Origin of the sequence: Rhodococcus sp. NPDC057135, assembly GCF_042670865.1 — a bacterium.
GTDB lineage: Bacteria > Actinomycetota > Actinomycetes > Mycobacteriales > Mycobacteriaceae > Rhodococcus_F.
This window is the reverse complement of record NZ_JBHUUU010000013.1, coordinates 126,010-145,842: the sequence shown is the minus strand read 5'-3', so window position 1 is coordinate 145,842 and position 19,833 is coordinate 126,010. Positions and strand designations below refer to the sequence as shown.

The window sequence follows — 19,833 nt, the reverse complement described above, 5'->3', positions numbered from 1 at the left end:
CCAGTTTAGGGTAGGCTACCCAGGAACGTGAAGGTGCACTCCCGCCCTGGTCAGACCTGGTCCCACGGACCGAATTCGAGCAGAACGTCGATTGCCGTCTTACCGTCCTGTGGCCGAACCACGTGTTCGAGTGCGTAGACCCTCGATCCCTCCGCTGCCCTGGCTAGATCGGAAATACCGGGCAGAATGGTCGGTTCGGGTGGGCCGCCCACCCCACGGCGGAAGTTCTCGATGGAATGCCCCAGATAGAGGACGCGTCCGCCGGGAGCAACCCACTGCCCGACGCGCTTCAGCGTTTCGGCCAACTCGTCGACCTCGAGGTGCAGAAAGCTGACCAACACCAGGTCGACCGAACCTTCCGGTTGCCACGTGGTCGCATCGCCGACCCGCCAGTCGACGGCCTTGTCCCGGTCACTCGCCCGTGCCAGATCGATCGCCACCGACGAATAGTCGACCGCGGTCACCGACCAACCCTGCCCGGCCATCCACCGCGCGTGACGGCCGTCGCCGCAGGCCAGATCGATCGCGGTGCCCGGCCTCAGGTCGGCAATTCTTGTTGCGACGGTTCCCGCCGGGTCCACTCCCCACGGCTCCGTCACCGCTCGGTATCGCTCGTCCCAGTCCTGTGCGTCCACGATCGCTCTCCCCATATCCGTATCACCGAAGTTCGTTCCGCCGTCACTGATCAGACGGCGCCCCCAGCAGCATAGAGAACCTTCGGAAGTGACAATCAGATACCCCTAGGGGTATACAAGGAACAGTCAGGAATACCCCCACCCGTATCAGGAGTGAAGATGTCAGCGACCAGAACTGTCACCGCGGACCCACCCGACCAAGCCGACGGCATACTCGCGCGACTCGGTCGATCGATGGCGGCGCACACCCGCCTGGTCGTCGGCGTCTGGTTGATCGCGCTGGTTGCACTCGGCGCCGCAGCGCCCAGTGTCTTCACCTCCCTGGCCGGCGCGGGTTGGCAGGCAAACGGATCCGAGTCGGTGCAGGTTCGCGAGTTGGCCGAGCAGCATTTCGGCGGAAACTCCTCCGCCGCAGTGCAAGTGGTCGTTCACTCGAATTCTCTACCCATCACCGATCCGTCGATGCAGCAGACTCTGGCCGCGGCAACCGAACTGTTTACCGCGGACCCTCGTTTCGGCGAAGTGATCGCCCCACAGCCCGGCATGACCATCAGCCCGGACGGACATACCGGAATCATGATCGCGGGTGCCAATGCGAATACCGACGACATGGTGCGCGCGGTAGACGAACTCGGCAAGAAACTCACGGCACTGTCCACGGACACGATCGAGGTGTACCCCACCGGCGCGTCGGCGTTGTGGAGCGATTTCAACAAGGCCAATCACGAAGCGATGATCAAGGCCGAAATGATGTCCTGGCCCGTCACTCTCGCGATCATGGTGTTGGCCTTCGGATCCCTGGTTGCCGCGGGACTCCCGCTACTGCTGACCCTTGCGGGCCTGGTCGCTTCGGCGGGCGGACTCGTGATCCTCAACGAGATCACGCCGATTTCCGTGTGGGCCATGAACTTCGCGATGATGTTCGCCCTCGCACTCGGCATCGACTACGCACTCTTCCTCGTCGCCAGGTTCCGAGAAGCACTGCGAACCGATCCGGATCCGCGGGCCGCCGTGGCCCAGACGATGGACACCGCCGGCAAAGCAATTGTCCTCTCCGGCCTCACAGTTCTGGTCAGTTTGTCTGCGGTTCTTCTCGTTCCGGCTCCCGCCGTACGCACGATGGCTGTCGGCATCATGCTCGCCGTGATCTTCGTTCTCGCCGCAACCCTCACCCTGCTACCCGCCGTGCTCGGCAGGATCGGCGCCAAGGTCAACGGCGGTTCGCTACCGTACGCAAAGCGCCAGCAGCACCGCTCCCCGATGTTCGCAGCCTGGGCGTCGCTGCTGCACAAGCACCCGTGGCCCTTCGGCGTCGGCGCCCTGCTCATCCTGATCGCACTCGTCGTGCCGGTCTTCGGACTGAAGGTGGCAATGCCCTCCATCGCCGTGGTTCCCGAGGACGCCCCGGTTCGGCAGGGTTACGAACTGGTGCAGCAGCAATTCGGTGACGGCGCTCCCGGAATGTTGCAGATCGTCACGTCCGCAGACGATGCAGCAGACACCTCGCGTGTTGCCGTCAACATTGACGGCGTGGCCATGGTCACGCCGGCGCAGCAAGCAGCCGACGGATCCGATCTGGTTATGCTGCAAGCAGTTCCCACCGTCGACCCGTCGGATCCTGAGATGGAAACCATCCTTGCGGACCTTCGGTCGCAGCTGCCGGAATCAGCGCTCGTCGGCGGCGCTCCGGCCGAAAATCTCGACCTTCAGCAGGCGTTGAACGACTACCTGCCCATCGTCGTGGTCGTGATTCTGACGCTCGGATTCCTGTTGCTGCTGATCGCTCTTCAGGCACCTCTGATCGCCTTGATCGGCACGCTGGTCAGCCTATTGTCCACTGGGGCCGCGTTCGGAGTCGCGAAGCTGATCTTCCAGGACGGTCACGGATCCGGCCTGCTCGGTTTCGATCCCCAGGGATTTCTGAACGGGTGGGGTCCGGTCTTCTTCTTCGCCATGATCTTTGCCATCGCGATGGACTACACCGTGTTCCTGCTCTCGAGCGCCAAGGAGCACTACGAACGGACAGGCGACCCCGAGATCGCACACATCGACGGCCTCGCGCATTCGGGTCGGGTCATCGCGGCGGCGGCAGCGGTGATGGTTGCGGTCTTCTTCACTTTCGCGCTCGCAGATCCGCTGCCGCCCAAGGAGATGGGGATCATCCTCGGTGTGGCTGTGCTCCTGGACGCGGTGCTCGTCCGCTTGGTGCTCTTGCCCGTGCTCCTGCGTCTCACCGGCCGGGCAGCCTGGTGGGCACCGGCATGGCTACGACGCATCCTGCCGAACATCAGCTTCTCGCATGGCTGACCGTGTACCCGACATCACTGTCGAATTGATACCCCCAGGGGTATCATGGAGACAACGGAAATCGAAGCCGAAGACATCGAAACCAACGAACAGGAGCGGGCAATGACAACCCCCACGGAACCGATAGCGATCGCAACCAAGGTCACCGGAACTTTCGACGAGGTCGTCACCCGCACGCGTGCCGCGCTCGCCGAGCAGGGCTTCGGCATCCTGACCGAGATCGACATGCAGGCCACCCTCAAGGAAAAGTTGGACGAGGACATGGAGAAGTACCTGATCCTGGGTGCCTGCAATCCGCCGCTGGCCCATCGGGCAGTGTCGGTGGATCGTCAGATCGGCCTCCTACTGCCGTGCAATGTCGTCGTCCGCGAAGATACGACTACCGAGAACTCGTTCTTCGTCGAAGCGATGAATCCCGCTCTCATGGTTCAGGTTTCCGGCGAACCAGGCCTGGAATCCGTGGCGGCCGACGCCGCCGTCAAGTTGCGCGCGGCAGTCACCTCGATCATCTGACACCACAGTCGGATCGAGCACTGGATCAAACGCTGACATGCCCCCAGGGGTACCCTCGGTCGCAGCACGAACACTCGAGAAGGGGCCACCATGACCGGCGACGAAGAGAGCATTTCGCTCGTATTGAACAGACTGCGGCGTGCTCACGGCCAACTTGCCGGGGTCATCTCGATGATCGAGAACGGCCGCGACTGCAAGGACGTCGTCACGCAGCTCGCAGCCGTGTCCAAAGCGCTGGACCGAGCAGGGTTCAAGATCGTCGCTTCGGGGCTGCGTGAATGCCTCACCGGCGAAAGCGCCGAAGGTCAGGAACCGATGACCGAGGCCGAACTCGAGAAGCTGTTCCTGGCACTGGCATGAAACAAGAGGAAGGGCCTGACCCGCAGGTAGCGGATCAGGCCCTTTCTCGCGCGCGAAAGAACTGCGAAAGAACTGCGAAAGAACTACTTCGCCAGGAAGTCGATCAGCACCTTGTTCACGGCCTCTGGACGCTCGAGGTATCCGTAGTGCCCGGCGTCGGGAATCTCTTCGTACGACGCCGTCGCGATGCAGTCCGCCACCTCGCGGGAAAGGTAAGGCGGGATCATGCGGTCGTCGGCGAAAGCGACGGACAGGCACGGGCGCATGATCGACTTGTACTCGTTACGTCGATCGAAAGCACGGTCCATGCCGAGCTGCGCGCGAACACCCGGTGACGTTGCGCCGCCGGTGAACTCGAAGATGTCCATCCAGTCACGCGCGGAGTGATCGTCGGCCAGCGTGGCCGGCGAGAGGTTCATCACCGCCGTCACCGCGGCGCGGTACTTGGCCGGCAGGGCGACGCCGCTGTCGAACAACTGGCGCTCACCCTCGGTCAGAACCTGCTGGAAATGATCCATCCGAGCGTGGCCGGCGAGGAACACTGCTTTGCGAACCAGATCCGGCCTGGCGAGCGTCAGTTCCTGCGCAACCCGGGCGCCCATCGAGGTGCCGATGACATGGGCCGGGCCGCCGCCGAGATGCTCGATCAGTCCGACGGTGTCCGCAACCATGTCGGGCATCGTGATGCCGCCGAGGCTCTCGCCGGACGGTGCGATTCCGCGGTTGTCGAAGGTGGCGACGCGATAGCCGGCGGCCACCAATGCCGGAGTCTGGTGCAGATCCCAGACGCGGCCGGGGCTACCGGTCCCCATGATGAGCACCACCAGATCTCCATCACCCTTGACCTGGTAATTGATGGGGATTCCGTTGATTGTGGCGACCGTCATGTCAGCCTTCCTCCTCGTACGTGTGATCAACAATTTTGGTTGGATAGCCTAAGCTGATGGGCGGTCGTGTGACCGCCAACCCCAGCCCATGCTCGTCCAGGAGGACCCCCGTTGAGAGTCGCTACGCTCGGATACCAAACCTGGGGCCACCGTACCCTGCAGGCCTTGATCGACTCCGATCACGAGGTCGTGCTGGCAATCACACACCCGAAGAGTGATCACGTCTACGAACAGATGTGGGCGGACTCGGTTGCAGATCTGGCGGCCGAGAACGGTGTACCCGTTCACGTGGCGAACAAGCCTGACGACGCCTTCAAAGCCGCGCTGGCCGAAGCTGCTCCCGACATCATCGTCGCCAACAACTGGCGCACCTGGCTGCCCGCGGAAGTCTTCGACGCGCCCAAGTACGGCACCCTCAACATCCACGATTCGCTGCTGCCCAAGTACACGGGGTTCTCCCCGCTCATCTGGGCCTTGATCAACGGTGAAGAAGAAGTCGGCCTCACGGCGCACCTGATGGACGAGGAACTCGACGCGGGCGACATCGTCCTGCAGCGTTCGACGACGGTCGGCCCCGCGGACACCGTCACCGATCTGTTCCACCGCACGATCGACATGATCGGCCCCATCACACTCGACGCCCTGGATCTGATCGCGTCCGGGCGGACCGACTGGACGCCGCAAGACCGCTCGCAGGCCACCTTCTTCCACAAGCGTGCACCGCAGGACAGCCACGTCGACTGGTCCTGGCCGGCCGAGGTCATCGAGCGTTTCGTCCGGGCACAGTCCGATCCGTACCCCAATGCTTTCGCGGAGTTCAAAGGCCAGCGCATCCGCATCCTGAAGGCGTCCGTCTCACGCGGGCACTACGGCGGAACCCCCGGCCGAGTCTTCATCCAGGAAGACGACGGCATGGTGATCGTCGCGGGCCCCGACGCGTGGTCGGGCAAGAACAAGGGACTGCGAATCGAGCGCATCCGACTCGACGACGGCAGTGAGTACACCGCCGCCGAGTTCTTCCCCCACGGCGGCGGGTACCTCACCTGATCGTCTGAACGCCCTCAGTCGCGACCCTCCCAGGCCGCCCACAGTTGCGCGTAACGCCCGCCCGCGGACACCAGTTCGCGGTGCGGGCCTTCTTCTACGATCTGCCCGTGCTCGAGCACGATCACTCGGTCGGCGCCCGCGGCTTGGGTAAGCCGATGTGCGACAACCAGAGTGGTGCGCCCCTCCGTAGCGGCTTCGGCAGTCGCTTCCAGTTCCCGTGCTCCGGCGCTACCGGCCTCCGCTGTCGCTTCGTCCAGTACAGCGACGGCAGGGTCGGCCAATACCAGTCTCGCCAAGGCCAACTGCTGCGCCTGCGCTGCCGTCATCTCGTGCCCGCCCTCGCCCACGACGGTCAGCATTCCCTCGTCGAGAGCCTCAACCCACTCGTACGCGCCGACGGTCCGCAGCGCAGCGGCTACGTCCTCGTCCGAGGATTCGGGAGCGGCCAATCTCAGATCCTCGATCAGGGGTCCGGCAAAGACGTGGACCTCCTGACTCACGATCGCGATGTGGCGTCGTAGGTCATCGAGGTCGGCAAGCGGGGCACCGCCGATCGACACGCGCCCCGATGTCGGAGTGATCGAACCGGCAGCGATCGCAGCAAGCGTCGTCTTTCCGGCTCCGGTCGAACCGACGAGCGCCACCCGCTCGCCCGCTCGCAGGCTGAGCGTCACTCCGTGGAGTACCTCGTGACCGCCGTCGTAGCTGTGTCGGATGTCGTCCAGACGAAGGGAGCCGTCGGTCGGAACGGAACCCGTATCCGTCGAACGTTCCGTTTCGGGGATCTCGACAACGCCGACCAGTCTCGCGAGGCTGGCGCCGGCGGACTGCACTTCGTCGAAGGTGTAGAGCAGTGAGCCGATCGGGTTGAACAGGCGATGGAACAGCAGTGCAGCCGTCGTCGTCTGACCGACTGTCACGATGTCCTCACGAACCAGCAGGAATCCGACGACGAGGATCATGGACAGACCCACGAATTCGGCACGGTTACCGCGACCGGCGAATCTCGTGAACAGGCCGAACACTCCGACGGCCAGATCACGCGCTTTTGCCGACGCTGCATCGATCTGACCGAGATGTTCCTTCTCGAGGCTGTACGCGCGTACCGTCTTGGCACCCTGGAGGCTACTGATCAGCGCCTGTGAACGAGCGCCCATCGCAACTCGCTCGGCAGCGTAAATGGGAGCCGATCGCGGCAGGTACCACTTGAGTGCCAGCGCGTACATCGGCAGCGCGACCATTCCGGCGAGGCCGAGTCGCCAGTCGAGGCCCAGCATGGTCACCATGCTCAGAGCCACGAGCAGAACTGCCGCGATCATGCCGGGAACCACGTCGGACACAGCCTTGGCGATCACCGACACGTCGTCGCCGACTCGTGAGAGCAGATCGCCCTTTCCCACCTTCTCGACGGTCTGGATCGGCAGGCGCAACGCCCGGTCCACGGTTCGCTCGCGCAGATCCGCCAGGATCGTCTCGCCGAGTCGCTTGATCAGATAGGCAGCCACACCTGTGAACACACCGCCCACGATTGCGGCGGCGGCGATGATCACGACCACCCCGACGATCGTCGATGTGGGCGCGTTGTCCCGGACCCGGTCGACCAGGACACCGAAGACGTAAATCGGCACCAAGGCCATCGCCGACGCCGAAGCCGCGACGATCAGGACCAGCAGGCTCTGCATCCGGTGTTCGGCCAGCGCTGCCCGCAACCACTTCCAGGTCTGGCGACCACTCGCGATCGGCAGCAACTCGCGCTCTGTCACCTTCTCCGCGGTCGGCATATCGGTTGTCATGTCCGTGGCCGTCACCGCAGCACCGCTCCTCGGTAGTTCGCGTCGCCGCGAGAGAGTTCGGAATGTGTGCCGATCGAGGCAATCACTCCGTCGTTCAACACGATCACTCGATCCGTCACGGCCAGAAGAGCTGGGCTGCTGGTGATCAATACCGTCGTGTGGATGCCACCGGCACCCTCGTGCCGCAGTTCCGCGATTCCTTCGGCGATCGACGCCTCGGTCACCGCGTCGACCGCCGTAGTCGGATCGTGCAGGACCATCACGGGTGCCTTTGCCACCAATGCGCGTGCAAGGGCGACGCGTTGACGCTGGCCTCCCGACAAACTCGCGCCTCGATCGGTCACCTCGAGGTCGAGGCCGTCCGGATGTGCGTCGACGACATCAGCCGCCGCAGAGGCGGTCAATGCGCTCTGGATTTCGAGAGCAGCGGCATCACCGGCGCCCGCGGTGACATTCGATCCGAGGGATCCGGAGAACAGATCGGTGATGTGCGGCTCCACCAGCACTGTGCGACGCGCCAATCGCAAGTCCATGTCGGACAGGCTGATTCCGCCCACTCGGACCACGCCGCGGTACGCATCCTGCGGCAGCTGCCCGGACAGGACGGCGACAAGAGCGTCGGCGTCCTGCGGTTGATAAGCCACGACACCCAGCAGTTCTCCGGCAGGCAGGTGCAGATCGATGCCCTTGAGAGACTTGTACTCGACGGCGTCGAGGGTCAGGTCGGTACCTTCGAGCTCGGTCTGCGAACCCGCTCCCCGCAGCGGCTCCGCGTCCAAGACCAGTGCCAGACGATCCGACGACGCCCTCGCCACCGCGAAGTATCCGGGAATCGACGCGAGCAATCCGAGCGGTTCGATGATGAACTGCGCGAGCCCCACCACGGTGATCAGTTCACCGACCGTGATCCGGCCCTGCAGCGCGAAGTAACCCGCGAAGCCGGCAACACCGACTGCGAGCAACGCACTGATGGTCGCGGCAACACCGGTGTAGATACCGGTGGCCTTCGCCGTGCCGATCGTCGACGCGAGCGCCTGCCTGCTGACCGTGCGGTAGCGCGTCGACGCGGTCTTCTCACCGCCGATACCGCGCAGCGGACGCAGTCCACTGACCAGATCCGTAGCCATCGCCGACGCCCGAGCGATCGACGCCTGCTGACCGGTGGCCCGCGACGTGATGAGCGGCGCCGCCAGTTGCAGCAGACCGAGAATGACCGGAGTACCGATCAGAACGGCCAGTCCCAGCCACAGATCGATCCACACCAACGCCACCGCCGACGCCACCGCAGCGGTCAGGGCCGCAGCGGCACGCGGGACGATGTCCGCAATCCACGAAGTCTGTTCGGCGTCCGAGGTCGAAACCGTCAGCAATTCGCCCGATCGCAGATCAGTACGCACCCCGCGTGGATCGAGGACGCGGTGCGCCACCTCGAGCCGGAGACGATGAGCCTCCTGCTGCATCGCGGTGACGATGAACCGGGCGCCGAAACGCCACGCGGCCGTCAGAACGAGAAACAGAGCCGCGAGACCGAGGATCGAGACGATCAAGGCCGTGGTGTCCGAAGTCTCCACTGCACGGTCGATGATCACACCGATGGAGATCGGCACCGCCGTCTCGGTGAGTTGGTGCAGACAGACCAGGGCCGTGCCGATAGTGAGTGGGCCACGGTTGCGGACCAGGACGCGTCGCAAAATCGCAGCACCGCTGTGTTTGCCACTCTCCGGCTCGTCCGAGTCGACGGTCACACTCGAGGGGGTCGAACTCATGGAACTCCAAGCATCGATGGAAGCGATAAAGTTGAGTACAGAGATAAGTAAGTCGACCCTAATACATGAGCAACTAGCGTCGACACGCCCAGTTCTCATAGAGTCGCGAGTAAGAATCATTGCTTGCGCCGTGCAGGCAAGCACGAGAGGAACATGATGGCTGAGAACACGACCGTCGAAACCGAGATCGCGGACGAGGAAATCGAGACCGTCGCCGAGGAAACAGCGCGCATGGCGCAGCGCGTTGTCGCTGCCTACGCGGAAGATGCCGACGAGTGCAGGATGCTGCTCTCGATGCTCGGTATCTCCCCCGCCGCCAAGCTCGACTGAATCTTTCCCTCACCGACCGAGAAGGAACCACGTGCCTGTCAGTCCGGATTCGACCAGTTCAACCCTTTCTGACAGCGCACTTGCTTCTTCGACCGGTGACACCGTGTCCGGGCAGGCCGAGTTCGTCGTCGTAGCGAACCGCCTGCCCGTCGACTTGGAACGACTTCCCGACGGCACCACCCGCTGGAAGCGGAGCCCCGGTGGATTGGTCACAGCCCTCGAGCCGATCCTGCGCAGCAATCAGGGCGCCTGGGTGGGCTGGGCCGGCGTCCCGGACGCAGACCTGGACCCGATCGTCGAAGACGGACTCGAGCTCTACCCCGTGCCGCTGAGCGCCGAGGAGATCAACGAATACTACGAGGGATTCTCCAACGCCACCCTCTGGCCGCTCTATCACGACGTCATCGTCAAACCCGAGTATCACCGTGAATGGTGGAACGCCTACGTCGAGGTGAACCGGCGGTTCGCCGAAGCAACGTCCAAGGCAGCGGCCCAGGGCGCGACCGTCTGGATCCAGGACTACCAGCTGCAGTTGGTACCGAAGATGCTGCGGATGCTTCGTCCCGACCTCACCATCGGTTTCTTCCTGCACATTCCGTTTCCCCCGGTCGAGCTGTTCATGCAGATGCCGTGGCGCACCGAGATCGTCGAAGGCCTGCTCGGCGCCGACCTCATCGGCTTCCATCTTCCCGGCGGCGCACAGAACTTCCTTTTCCTGGCGAGACGCCTTGCCGGGCAGCAGACTTCACGCGGAACCGTCGGCGTCCGCTCCAAACTCGGTGTGGTGCAAGTAGGTTTCCGCAGCGTCCGCGTCGGCGCCTTCCCCATCTCCATCGACTCCGGCAAGCTCGACGAACTCTCGCGCACCAAGGCAATTCGGGACCGCGCCAAGCAGATTCGCAAAGAACTCGGAAACCCCAAGCACATCATGCTGGGTGTCGACCGCCTCGACTACACCAAGGGCATCGACGTCAGGCTCGCCGCACTCCACGAACTTCTCATGGAGAAGCGCATCGATCCCGCCGACACCGTCATGGTGCAGTTGGCGACCCCGAGCCGCGAACGCGTCGAAAGCTACGTACAGATGCGCGGAGACATCGAGCAGAAGGTCTCCCGAATCAACGGCGAGTTCAGCGAAGTCGGCCGCCCCGTCGTCCATTACATCCATCGGCCGATCCCACGCGACGAACTGGTCGCGTTCTTCGTCGCTGCCGATCTCATGCTCGTCACGCCGCTGCGTGACGGTATGAACCTGGTCGCGAAGGAATACGTCGCCTGCCGCAGTGATCTGGGTGGCGCTTTGCTGCTCAGCGAATTCACCGGTGCTGCAGCAGAACTCCGCCAGGCATTCCTGTGCAATCCCCACGACCTCGACGACGTCAAGGATTCGATGGAGAAGGCCCTCAATCAACCGCGAGAGGACGGCCGACGCCACATGCGCGCATTGCGTCGTCAGGTCCTGACACACGACGTCGACCGCTGGGCACGTTCGTTCCTCGACGCGCTCGCGCACGGCGGCGCGGCAGGCCCGGCGCTGATCGCCCCGGCCGAAACTGGAGAGCACTGAGGCCTCCGGCCGAAGCACGGACGCACTGAGGTCAAGCATGTGAAAGGCTGGAGCCGAGGAGATCAAATCTCCTCGGCTCCAGCCTGTTTCATGTCCGGATCCAGCCTTCGTGTGTCTGATCAGAAGGGTTGGACGTTGTTCACGAGCCAACGCCCGTCCTGCTTCTCCAGACTCATCTTGACGCGACTGCCACTGGCGACGGCTTCGGGCGACTCCGAAGACGTGGTGATCTGATTGAGGAACAGCATCGTCGTCGCACTGTCGGCCTCGGCGTCGAGAACCGCGGCGCCCTGCACGACCACCTGAACGGTCAGTGACTTTTCCTTGGCGCCCGGAATGATCACCGATTCGATCAGATTGGTGAACGTGCCCTGGAAATCACCCGTCAAACCATCTGTGGCCGCATGCAACTGCTGGTCGACGTTGTTGTAGTCGTACTGGAACATCGCTACCGCCTGATCGGAAGAAGCCTGCGCCACTTCGTCTCTGGTCTGATCGATCGCTGCGGTGTCACGCGTTCCGTCCGGGCCGAAGTAGAGATACGCCGACACTGCCGCCAACGCGATGGCCACTGCACTGATCACACACAGAACGATGGCGAGCAGTGAGACTCGCTTGGCCGTCTCTGGGACTACTTCTGGGGTCATGGCACAAACTCCACATTCGAGGCAAGCAACTGCCCGTCGACGTCGCACATGGTGATTCGGAGTCGGTAGTTGCGTTCGGCGGGCGCTTCGTCACCGTTCTTCTGCATTGCTCGCACCGCGACAAGGGAAGTCCCGCAATCGCCGTCCGACTTCTCGAACCCGGCCTCGAGCACCTCACCGTCGGTCTGAACTCCGGCCTGCCCGAGGACGTTGACAAACGAATCCTTACGACCGTCGAACTGCGACTTGAACTCGTCGGTGGTGCCGGCGAGGAACTTGTCGAGGTCGGCGGCCGCTGTATCCGCATGCAGCGTCGTCAGATTCAGTGCGGTGGTCCGGGCTCCGGCCACGTAGCGCGCTCGGTCCTCGTCGGCATTGGACGCCTTGTTTCGATCGACGAGGAGAAACACCGTCAGAGCAGCAAGAGCAATGGCGATCACCGAAGCTACGGCGATCCCGACTACCAGCCCGGCCTTGGGCTTGGGCTTGTGCTCGGAACGAGCAGGAGTGGTGAAACTTTCGCCGGCCGTGGCGGTTTCCGAGCCACTGCTGACGACCTTCTCAGGCGGAGTATCGGTCTTGCCCAGAGAAACTGGGACCGCCGACTTCTGTTCAGCCGGCTTCTGTTCGGCTGTCTTCTGTTCGGTCGGCTTCTGTTCGGCTGGTTTCTTTTCGGTGGGCACTACTACCGCGGCAGCGTCTGCATCCGCACCCGTGGGTCCGGCGCTGCGAGACGCGCGACGGCGCACCCGCTGCCCGGCCTGTGGATCTTCGTCTGTCATCAACCCTGCTGACCCTTCATGAACTGTTCGAGACTGACGTCGCCGCCACCGAGGTTCGGTTGCGAGTACGTCCTTCCGTCCGGCCCGATGTACTTGCCTGTAATCGGATCGTACCGACGCGCCGAGACCGAAGGCGTCGACGTGTACGAGCTCGGGGTCGCGGTTATCGGTTCCGGCGGCCCGGATTGCGGGTTGGTGCCCATCGGTACGTAGCCGGAACGGCACTGCTCGACCGTCGGCGCACGACGTCCCGGATACTCCTCGCAGGGAAGGTTTCTCGCACCGCGCACCGCGATCGGCGAATCCTGGGCAACCTGGCAGAACAGATCCGACGGCGTCTCGATCGGTGATTCGTCCTTCGGACTGCGCCACTGGTCTCCGGGCAGAAATCCCGTTGTGCACGGCGGCGGGTCGTTGACCTCCATGTGGAAGTCCACCAGCGCGCCGTCCGCAGCCGGACCGGAGCCGGCCACCGTGACCAGCGCTGCGGCCAGCGGCGGGTAGATGACCAGAATCTGCTCGATCGCGTTGTTGTAGATCACCCCGACCTGTCCGACGGACACCAGGTTCGCCAGCAGGATCGGCAATGTCGGCTGCAAGTCTTGCAGAAGAGTATTCGCTTCCGCTGCAGCTGCCGGGCCCTTCTGGATGACGGCACGCAGGTCTGGGTCGCTGGCTCGGAGCTGGTCGGTGAACGTCACCAGATTGCTTGTCCAGGAACGGATGGCGTCGCTGCTGACCACCTGAGTGTCCAGGAGTGGACCGGCTTGCTCGATCAGCGTCTTGGTCGCGTCGGAGTTGTTGTTCGCCTCCTCGACGAACAGCCGAGCCGAGTCGATCAGCTTCTGCAGATCCGGGCCGGCACCGTTGAACGCCTTGAAGGATTCGTCGATGACGGTCTTGAGTTTGGTGTCGGAAATGCTCTGCAGCAACATATCTGCCTGGTCGAGCATCGCGCCGACATCCTGCGGGATGCTGGTTCGGTCTTCGGGAATCACCGATCCGTTCTCGAGATGACCGTCCACCACGATCGCACCGGAACTGTCGGTGTGCGGAATCAGATCGACAAACTGCTCGCCGATCGCCGACACACTCTTGACTGCTGCGTCGACGTCCGAGGGCACCTTGACGCCGCTCTCGAGGGACAGACGCGCATTCACTCCCGTCTCCGAGAGTTCGACCGCGTTCACGACGCCGATGGTCTGACCGCGGTAGGTGACGTTCGAGTTCTTGTACAGTCCACCGGTGGCGGGCAATTCGACGGTGACGTCGTATCGGCCGATACCGACCATCGCAGGAACACGCACGTACTGAGTGGCCATCACGATCAATCCGACGACCGTCAAGACGGCGAAGATGGTGAGCTGGATGCGGACGAACTTTGTGAGCATCATGGTGCCGGTGCCCCCTGAGGAAGTCCTGGAATGTTGATCGGCGGAAGTCCCGGAATCTGAATGGTATTCGGGTCCGCAGCCGGAGCCTGTCCTGCGGGAGCCTGTCCGGCAGGGGCCTGTGCGGGCGGTGCGGCAGGCTTGAGCGGATCGCTCAACGGGTTGCCTGTCTGTCCGGCCAGCCCAGCCTGCTTACCCAACACGCCTTCCGGTCCGGAGAGCGTTCCGGCCAAAGGAGTTCCGGTGAGGAAGTTCGCGTCCAGTCGGGGCAGCGAGATGTCGATGGTCATGGCCAGGTTGGCGTAGTCACCGCGAATGACGTTGTCGATTCCGTTCTGTGGGAACGGGAACGTCAGGAGGACTCCGAGAACCTGGGTGAGGGCGTTACCCGAATCCGCCAACGCTTTCAGAGTCGGCGACAGCGCGCGAACATTGGTCGCGAAATCGTCACCGCTCTCCTGGATGACGCGACTCGCCACCTCGCTGAGACCACCGAGGGAGGTCAAGGCGTTGGTGATGTCCTGACGCTGAGCGACAAGAACCTCGAGTGCCGGCGGAATACCTTCGAGTGCTTTGTTCAGGGTGTCGTGCTGGGCCTGGACCGTCGATGACAGTCGATCGAGTCCCTCCATCGCCGAGACGATGTCGCCTCGTTGCTTGTCCAGGCTGCCGACCAGCTGATCGAGCTGAGGCAGGAGGTCGCGAACGGAATCTTCGCGCCCACCGAGAGCGGCATTGAGTTCCTTCGTGATGTCCTGCACCTGAGCGAGACCGCCGCCGTTGAGCACCACCGACAGCGACGACAGCGTCTGTTCCGTCGTCGGGTAAGCGCCTGCCCGCTCGATCGGAATCAGGTCACCGGCTTCGAGTCGACCCTCGGGCTCCTCCCCTACCGGCGGCGCCAACTCGATGTGCTGAGAGCCGAGCAAGCTGGTCTGACCGATTTTTGCCGTCGCATTGGCCGGCAACTGAACCTCGGGGTTCAGCGACACCGTCACCAGAGCGTGCCAGCCTTGAACCTCGATGTTCGAGACGCTTCCCACTGCGACGTCATCCACCCGGACGGGCGAATTCTGCGACAGCGTAGTCACGTTCGGCATCTCGATCTGAACCTCGTACGCACCTTCGCCCCGGCCCTGAGTGCCTGGCATCGGCACCGAGTTGAGGCCGTTCCATTCACAACCGCTGGCGCCGAGAGCCACTGCTGTGGCCAACACGGCAACCGTGGTCTTGCGAGCTACCCGCATCAGTTCCCTCCGCCCATGTTGAAGAGTTCGGCGAGATCCTTGGGAACACTCGTCATGGGAGCACCTGACATCGGTCCTGCGACGGTTTCCGGCTGATTCTGACTTGCCGCTTGCAATCCCGGTTCGGTGTAGACGATCTGATCCGGGAAAGCCTGCACGCCCGCGACCGGGTTGAACAGGAATCCGGGGTAGTTGCCGATCATCGTGCTGAGCACCGGGCCGAGGTACTGCTTGCACAGATCGGCACTGTTCTGGGAGTTACCACTGTCGATGCCTTCGATGGAACCACAGATCCACTGGATCGGATTCTTGAAGTTACTCAGTGCAATTGCGCCGGTCATGCTGCCCTGCGCCGGCTTGTAGATCTGGTAGAAGTTGGCCAGCGAGGTCGGTCCGGAGTGCAGAACCTGCTCGATCTCGGGGCGCTTGTCCGTCAGTACCTGAGTGGCATCGGCCAGACGCGCGACCGATTCGCTCAGTCCCTCGCTGTTGTCCTTGACGAACCGCTGAACGTCGCCCACCGCCAGGTCGAGATCGCTCAGTGCGGTGCCCAACTCGTCGGAGCTGCTCGCGAGAACGCTTGTCACCGAAGCGAGATGACCACTGAACTGCACGATCTGCTCGTTGCTCGAGGACAATGCAGTGACGAACGCCTGCAGGTTCCGAATGGTGGAGAACAAGTCGGTCCGGCCTTCGGACAGCGTGTGCATCGTGGCGGAAAGTTCGCGCAGCGTCGACCGAATGGACTCGCCGTTGCCGTCGAGATTCGTTCCCACGGTGTCGATGAATCGTCCGAGGGAGCCCTGATCGTCAAGACCTTCCGGTCCGAGTGCGTCGGACAGTTTGGTGAGCTCGGTCTTGATCTCGTCCCACTCCACCGGTACGGCGGTGCGCTCGATCGGAATCTCGCCGCCGTTGGGCATCTGCTCACCGCCGGAATACACCGGGGTCAATTGCACGAAGCGTGCGGACACCAGGCTTTGAGCAACGATGAGCGCCTTGGCATCTGCCGGAACGTCCACGCCCGAGTCGATCTTCATCTCGACGTAGGTGTCCCGATCACGCGGTTCGATCTTGGTCACCTTGCCGACGTTGACACCGAGCACCCGCACGACGTCACCCTCGTAGAGACCGGTGGTCGAGACGAAGTGCGCGGAGATCTTGGTCTTGCCCAGGCCTGGGATGAAGAGGTATGCCGCTCCGGCCACGAGCAGAGCGACCAGCACACCCGCGCCGATCAGCACCCACTTCTTGCGTGAGTTGGTGGAGCCTTGTGAGTCCCGTGAATCCAATGTCTCGGTCATTCTCCCGGCCCCCTGATCGTCGGTGGAAGACCGGGGAAGAAGTCTTCCAGGTCGCCCGGGACCTGCTCGGGCGCGACGCTGGTGTCCACCAGGGTCTTCCACCAGTTACTCGGCAGAATGTTGATGATGAAGGCGTCGAAGAACGGGCCGCTGGCCACGGTCTCACCGAGCGCGGTGATGTACGGTCCGAGGCCGTCGAGCGCCCCGGCGATGTTGTCCTTGTTCTGTTGAAGAACCTCGGCGACGGAATTCAGCTTCTCGAGAGTCGGCCCCATCTGGGCTTCGTTCTCCTGCACCAGCGCTGAGAGTTGACGTGAGACTGCACCGGTGTTGACGATCAGTTCGCTGATCGCGTCACGCCGCAGGCTCAGTTCGGCAAAAAGCTTGTTGCCGTCGACCAGCAACGAATCGATCTGACCGCTTCTGTCGGAGAGGATCTTGGTGACATCTTCGGCCCGCGAGAGCAATTGGAGCAGGCTTTCGTCGCGCGAGTTGATGCTCTGCGAGAGCCTCGTCATTCCGTCCAATGCGGTGCGAAGTTCCGGCGGGGTATCGGCCAGCGTGTCCGAGATCGCGTTGAGCGAATCGTTGATCTGTTCCGTGTCGAGTTCGGACACCGTGGTCCCGAGGTCGCCGAGCGCGTCGTTGAGCGAGTACGGGGAGTTGGTGCGTTCGATCGGAATCGGTGTATCCGTACGCAACAGTCCGGATCCTTCCGGCCGTACCGCCAACGACTTCCGGCCGAGCACCGTGTTGGTCTTGATGTCGGCAGCCGTCTGCTCGCCCAGGGCGACACCGTCCTGAACGGTGAACGTGACCAGTACCTTCTGGTCGTCGAGTTCGACGTCGCTGACCTTGCCGACGTTCACGCCGGCCATGGTCACGTTGTCGCCGGCGACCAGGCCGCCGGCATCTTGGAAGTACGCCGAGTAGCGAATTCCGCCGTTGATGAACTGGAGTTGATCGTATTGAAGCGTGGCACCGACGGTTGCCACCGCCAGGACGAGGCCGATGACACCGATCTGTACAGGATTACGTTCACGGGTAGGGGTCATGAGACTTTTGCACACCTTCCCGTGTCCTGGACTGCCGTGGGCAAGATGATCGTCGTTCCGTCAGGTCCGGAGAACTTGAAAGTGTTGGCGCACAGATAGAACTGGAAGAAGGCCCCGTACGTGCCCACTCGGATCAGCTTCCGGTAGTCGGACGGCAGACGACCGAGAGCGGTGTTGATGTCGTCCTTGCCGAGGTCCAGCTGCGTCATCGTTCGGTTTGTCTCTCCGATCAGGGTCTGGATGTCCGGACGTGTCGCCTGCAGCAACGACGCGAGATCTCCGGTGGCACCGGCGATCTCGGTGATCGAGTTACCGATCGGGCCACTGTCCTTCGCCAATCCGCTGACCAATTGCTGGAGCTGATCGATCGTGGTGGAGAACTGATCACCCTTGTCGTTGATCGTGCCGAGTACGTCGTTGAGATTGGTGATGACGTCCCCGATCAGCTGATCGCGGTCCGCCAGCGTATTGGTGAACGAACTGGTGTTTCCCAGGAGCGAAACCAACGTCCCGCCCTGGCCTTGGAGTACCTGGAGCAAGGCCCCGGAGAGGTCGTTGACCTGCTGGGGATCGAGTGAGCGCAGCAGGGGCTTGAACCCCCCGAGCAGCAGGTCCAGATCGAGAGCGGGTGAGGTCTGGTCGACCGGAATGGATCCACCCGACGGCAGCGTCTCGGTGGAACCGGCGCCCTCGAGCAGTTCCATGTAGCGATCGCCCACCAGGTTCTCGTAGCGCACAGTCGCTTTGGTGCTCTTCATCAGCGAGTACTGGGTGTCGACGTCGAACTCGACCTCGGCCTGGTTGGAGTCACCGATGGACACTCCGGTCACCGACCCGACCGGAACACCGGCGATACGTACCTTGTCGCCGGACTTGAGTCCCGAGACATCCGAGAAGGTGGCGTGAAATCCGTTGCTGCTGCTGAAACGCACCTGGCTGAAAACGATCGCCAGTCCGGCGAAGATGACCGCCATGACGACGGTGAAAATCAGCAGCTTGACCGTGGTCGGTCTCATCACTTCCCGTCTTCCTGCTCGTAGGAGTCACCGAAGAGGTACTGGAAAATGGTCGGCACGGTGACGCGCAGTTCGGTGTTGGGAACGAAGGGCACGTTGCCGGTGTTGGTGACTGCGAACGGGGCATGCCCGTCGACCTTCGGATCGAATTCGGGCAGACCGTAACAATTGGGTCCGCCGGAGGCCGCGACCTTGGGGAGAGATTGCGGGTTCTGGTACGCCTCGGCGCCGTACATGAAGCTCGCGCTGAGCATGAGCGCCGCTTTGTCGCCGGTGCCGGCCAGTGGCTCGAACTTGATCCGGCCGTCGTTCAAGCCGACGATGAAGCACGTCAGACCCGACGAGTACTTGTCGAGGAGGGTCGTCGTCGCGGTCAGAGTGTCGAGGGCGGTGGTCAGGTTCTGCTCGTTGTCGGTCAACAAGGCGTTGCCGGTGTTCGCGAGGCCGGTGACGTTGAGCAGCAGCAGGTCGAGGTTCGCCTGTTCCGCCACGATCGATCCGCTTGTCGCGGTGGCGTTGTCGAGGATGCGCATCAGATCGGGCGCCACGTCGGCGTACAGGTTGGTGACATCGGCGGCTCCGACCAAGTCTTCCTGTAGCTGCGGCAGAACCGGATTCATCTTCTTCAGGTAGGTGTCACCGAGCTCGAGAACCTCGCCCAGCGACTCGCCGCGCCCGTTGAGTGCGGTGGAGATCGCGCCGAGTGTGGCGTTGAGCTTCTCCGGTTCGATCTTCGCGAGTACGTCCGAAAGATGTTCGAAGACACTGTTGAACTCGACGGTGACGCTGTCCGAAGCGATGACGGCACCCTCTTGGATCGGCTGGGTCGAGGGATCGTCGGGGATCACGATGTTGACGTACTTCGCACCGAACACCGTGGTGGTTTTGATTTCCACCCGGGCATTCGACGGAATCTTCGACATCTGCCCCGGATCCATCGCCAACTTCAGGTTTGCCTGGTCGCCGACGAGTGAGATCGATTCGACGCGGCCGACCTGCACTCCGCGCAGCTTCACCTTGGCATTCGGTTCCATGACCAGGCCGGCGCGCGAGGACGTCACGGTGATGGGTGTGCTCTTGGTGAACCCACCCGAGAACATGGTCAGGGCAACGGCAACGATCGCCACGAGTCCGAGGACCAGGCCGGCTGCGGCCAACTTCTTGTGCCATCTGGGTACGGTCATCG

18 protein-coding genes are annotated in these 19,833 nt (G+C 62.9%); 6 read left to right on the top strand and 12 right to left on the bottom strand.

Features of this window, described 5'->3' with window-relative positions:
- Positions 1-50 precede the first annotated feature (50 nt).
- The gene (locus ACFT1A_RS23480; protein WP_378448979.1) at positions 51-635 is read right to left on the bottom strand and encodes a class I SAM-dependent methyltransferase; all 585 of its coding nucleotides are present in this window, start codon (positions 633-635) and stop codon (positions 51-53) included.
- Between the two features lie 159 nt (positions 636-794).
- Between ACFT1A_RS23480 and ACFT1A_RS23475 the strand changes: the two genes are divergently transcribed.
- The 3 genes from ACFT1A_RS23475 (at position 795) to ACFT1A_RS23465 (ending at position 3,815) form a co-directional block, all read left to right on the top strand.
- Positions 795-2,942 carry an MMPL family transporter gene (locus ACFT1A_RS23475; protein ID WP_378448978.1) on the top strand — a complete coding sequence of 716 codons (2,148 nt, stop codon included), beginning with the start codon at positions 795-797 and terminating at the stop codon, positions 2,940-2,942.
- A 102-nt stretch (positions 2,943-3,044) separates the two neighbouring features.
- The gene (locus ACFT1A_RS23470) at positions 3,045-3,455 is read left to right on the top strand and encodes a DUF302 domain-containing protein (RefSeq protein ID WP_378448999.1); all 411 of its coding nucleotides are present in this window, start codon (positions 3,045-3,047) and stop codon (positions 3,453-3,455) included.
- A gap of 90 nt (positions 3,456-3,545) precedes the next feature.
- Positions 3,546-3,815, top strand: coding sequence for a metal-sensitive transcriptional regulator (locus tag ACFT1A_RS23465; protein WP_230814895.1), 270 nt, complete (start codon positions 3,546-3,548; stop codon positions 3,813-3,815).
- Between the two features lie 83 nt (positions 3,816-3,898).
- Here the strand turns inward: ACFT1A_RS23465 and ACFT1A_RS23460 are convergent, their stop codons facing one another.
- Entirely contained in the window at positions 3,899-4,702 is an 804-nt protein-coding gene (locus ACFT1A_RS23460) for an alpha/beta fold hydrolase (RefSeq protein WP_378448977.1), read from the bottom strand.
- Between the two features lie 111 nt (positions 4,703-4,813).
- Here ACFT1A_RS23460 and ACFT1A_RS23455 point away from each other — a divergent pair, with 111 nt between their 5' ends.
- A complete protein-coding gene (locus ACFT1A_RS23455) occupies positions 4,814-5,749 on the top strand; it encodes a methionyl-tRNA formyltransferase (RefSeq protein WP_378448976.1) in 936 nt (311 codons plus the stop codon).
- A 14-nt stretch (positions 5,750-5,763) separates the two neighbouring features.
- On the opposite strand, the gene ACFT1A_RS23450 is transcribed toward ACFT1A_RS23455, so the two are convergent.
- Together ACFT1A_RS23450 and ACFT1A_RS23445 are read right to left on the bottom strand one after the other, a co-directional pair.
- Complete coding sequence (locus tag ACFT1A_RS23450) at positions 5,764-7,530, bottom strand: ABC transporter ATP-binding protein (protein WP_378448998.1); 1,767 nt, start codon at positions 7,528-7,530, stop codon at positions 5,764-5,766.
- A gap of 23 nt (positions 7,531-7,553) precedes the next feature.
- Positions 7,554-9,308, bottom strand: a complete 1,755-nt coding sequence (locus ACFT1A_RS23445; protein ID WP_378448975.1) for an ABC transporter ATP-binding protein — start codon at positions 9,306-9,308, stop codon at positions 7,554-7,556.
- Between the two features lie 156 nt (positions 9,309-9,464).
- Here ACFT1A_RS23445 and ACFT1A_RS23440 point away from each other — a divergent pair, with 156 nt between their 5' ends.
- Positions 9,465-9,638, top strand: coding sequence for a hypothetical protein (locus ACFT1A_RS23440; protein WP_214886961.1), 174 nt, complete (start codon positions 9,465-9,467; stop codon positions 9,636-9,638).
- Positions 9,639-9,741: 103 nt separating this feature from the next.
- Complete coding sequence (locus ACFT1A_RS23435) at positions 9,742-11,205, top strand: trehalose-6-phosphate synthase (protein WP_378448997.1); 1,464 nt, start codon at positions 9,742-9,744, stop codon at positions 11,203-11,205.
- 119 nt (positions 11,206-11,324) lie between these two features.
- Here ACFT1A_RS23435 and ACFT1A_RS23430 read toward each other — a convergent pair whose 3' ends face one another.
- The 8 genes from ACFT1A_RS23430 to ACFT1A_RS23395 are packed head-to-tail and all read right to left on the bottom strand — an operon-like array spanning position 11,325 to position 19,831.
- Complete coding sequence (locus ACFT1A_RS23430) at positions 11,325-11,852, bottom strand: twin-arginine translocation pathway signal (RefSeq protein ID WP_378448974.1); 528 nt, start codon at positions 11,850-11,852, stop codon at positions 11,325-11,327.
- A complete protein-coding gene (locus ACFT1A_RS23425; RefSeq protein WP_378448973.1) occupies positions 11,849-12,634 on the bottom strand; it encodes a hypothetical protein in 786 nt (261 codons plus the stop codon). The genes ACFT1A_RS23430 and ACFT1A_RS23425 overlap by 4 nt, the downstream gene beginning before the upstream one ends.
- Entirely contained in the window at positions 12,634-14,028 is a 1,395-nt protein-coding gene (locus ACFT1A_RS23420; protein WP_378448972.1) for an MCE family protein, read from the bottom strand. The genes ACFT1A_RS23425 and ACFT1A_RS23420 overlap by 1 nt, the downstream gene beginning before the upstream one ends.
- Positions 14,025-15,272 (bottom strand): MCE family protein, encoded by a 1,248-nt coding sequence (locus ACFT1A_RS23415; RefSeq protein ID WP_042920418.1) that lies wholly within the window; start codon positions 15,270-15,272, stop codon positions 14,025-14,027. Before ACFT1A_RS23415 ends, ACFT1A_RS23420 begins: the two co-directional genes overlap by 4 nt.
- The gene (locus ACFT1A_RS23410) at positions 15,272-16,576 is read right to left on the bottom strand and encodes an MCE family protein (RefSeq protein ID WP_378448971.1); all 1,305 of its coding nucleotides are present in this window, start codon (positions 16,574-16,576) and stop codon (positions 15,272-15,274) included. The genes ACFT1A_RS23415 and ACFT1A_RS23410 overlap by 1 nt, the downstream gene beginning before the upstream one ends.
- On the bottom strand, positions 16,573-17,631 hold the full coding sequence (locus ACFT1A_RS23405) for an MCE family protein (protein WP_283307003.1): 1,059 nt from the start codon (positions 17,629-17,631) through the stop codon (positions 16,573-16,575). The genes ACFT1A_RS23410 and ACFT1A_RS23405 overlap by 4 nt, the downstream gene beginning before the upstream one ends.
- Positions 17,628-18,647 carry an MCE family protein gene (locus tag ACFT1A_RS23400; protein WP_283307096.1) on the bottom strand — a complete coding sequence of 340 codons (1,020 nt, stop codon included), beginning with the start codon at positions 18,645-18,647 and terminating at the stop codon, positions 17,628-17,630. Before ACFT1A_RS23400 ends, ACFT1A_RS23405 begins: the two co-directional genes overlap by 4 nt.
- Positions 18,647-19,831, bottom strand: a complete 1,185-nt coding sequence (locus ACFT1A_RS23395) for an MCE family protein (protein WP_378448970.1) — start codon at positions 19,829-19,831, stop codon at positions 18,647-18,649. The genes ACFT1A_RS23400 and ACFT1A_RS23395 overlap by 1 nt, the downstream gene beginning before the upstream one ends.
- Between the last annotated feature and the right edge of the window lie 2 nt (positions 19,832-19,833).

What these genes read in the sequence shown, in the direction of transcription:
- ACFT1A_RS23475 (WP_378448978.1), top strand. Translation starts at nt 795, where the DNA reads ATGTCAGCGACCAGAACTGTCACCGCGGACCCACCCGACCAAGCCGAC.
- ACFT1A_RS23470 (WP_378448999.1), top strand. Translation starts at nt 3,045, where the DNA reads ATGACAACCCCCACGGAACCGATAGCGATCGCAACCAAGGTCACCGGA.
- ACFT1A_RS23465 (WP_230814895.1), top strand. Translation starts at nt 3,546, where the DNA reads ATGACCGGCGACGAAGAGAGCATTTCGCTCGTATTGAACAGACTGCGG.
- ACFT1A_RS23460 (WP_378448977.1), bottom strand. Translation starts at nt 4,702, where the DNA reads ATGACGGTCGCCACAATCAACGGAATCCCCATCAATTACCAGGTCAAG.
- ACFT1A_RS23450 (WP_378448998.1), bottom strand. Translation starts at nt 7,530, where the DNA reads ATGCCGACCGCGGAGAAGGTGACAGAGCGCGAGTTGCTGCCGATCGCG.
- ACFT1A_RS23445 (WP_378448975.1), bottom strand. Translation starts at nt 9,308, where the DNA reads ATGAGTTCGACCCCCTCGAGTGTGACCGTCGACTCGGACGAGCCGGAG.
- ACFT1A_RS23440 (WP_214886961.1), top strand. Translation starts at nt 9,465, where the DNA reads ATGGCTGAGAACACGACCGTCGAAACCGAGATCGCGGACGAGGAAATC.
- ACFT1A_RS23430 (WP_378448974.1), bottom strand. Translation starts at nt 11,852, where the DNA reads ATGACCCCAGAAGTAGTCCCAGAGACGGCCAAGCGAGTCTCACTGCTC.
- ACFT1A_RS23425 (WP_378448973.1), bottom strand. Translation starts at nt 12,634, where the DNA reads ATGACAGACGAAGATCCACAGGCCGGGCAGCGGGTGCGCCGTCGCGCG.
- ACFT1A_RS23420 (WP_378448972.1), bottom strand. Translation starts at nt 14,028, where the DNA reads ATGATGCTCACAAAGTTCGTCCGCATCCAGCTCACCATCTTCGCCGTC.
- ACFT1A_RS23415 (WP_042920418.1), bottom strand. Translation starts at nt 15,272, where the DNA reads ATGCGGGTAGCTCGCAAGACCACGGTTGCCGTGTTGGCCACAGCAGTG.
- ACFT1A_RS23410 (WP_378448971.1), bottom strand. Translation starts at nt 16,576, where the DNA reads ATGACCGAGACATTGGATTCACGGGACTCACAAGGCTCCACCAACTCA.
- ACFT1A_RS23405 (WP_283307003.1), bottom strand. Translation starts at nt 17,631, where the DNA reads ATGACCCCTACCCGTGAACGTAATCCTGTACAGATCGGTGTCATCGGC.
- ACFT1A_RS23400 (WP_283307096.1), bottom strand. Translation starts at nt 18,647, where the DNA reads ATGAGACCGACCACGGTCAAGCTGCTGATTTTCACCGTCGTCATGGCG.
- ACFT1A_RS23395 (WP_378448970.1), bottom strand. Translation starts at nt 19,831, where the DNA reads ATGACCGTACCCAGATGGCACAAGAAGTTGGCCGCAGCCGGCCTGGTC.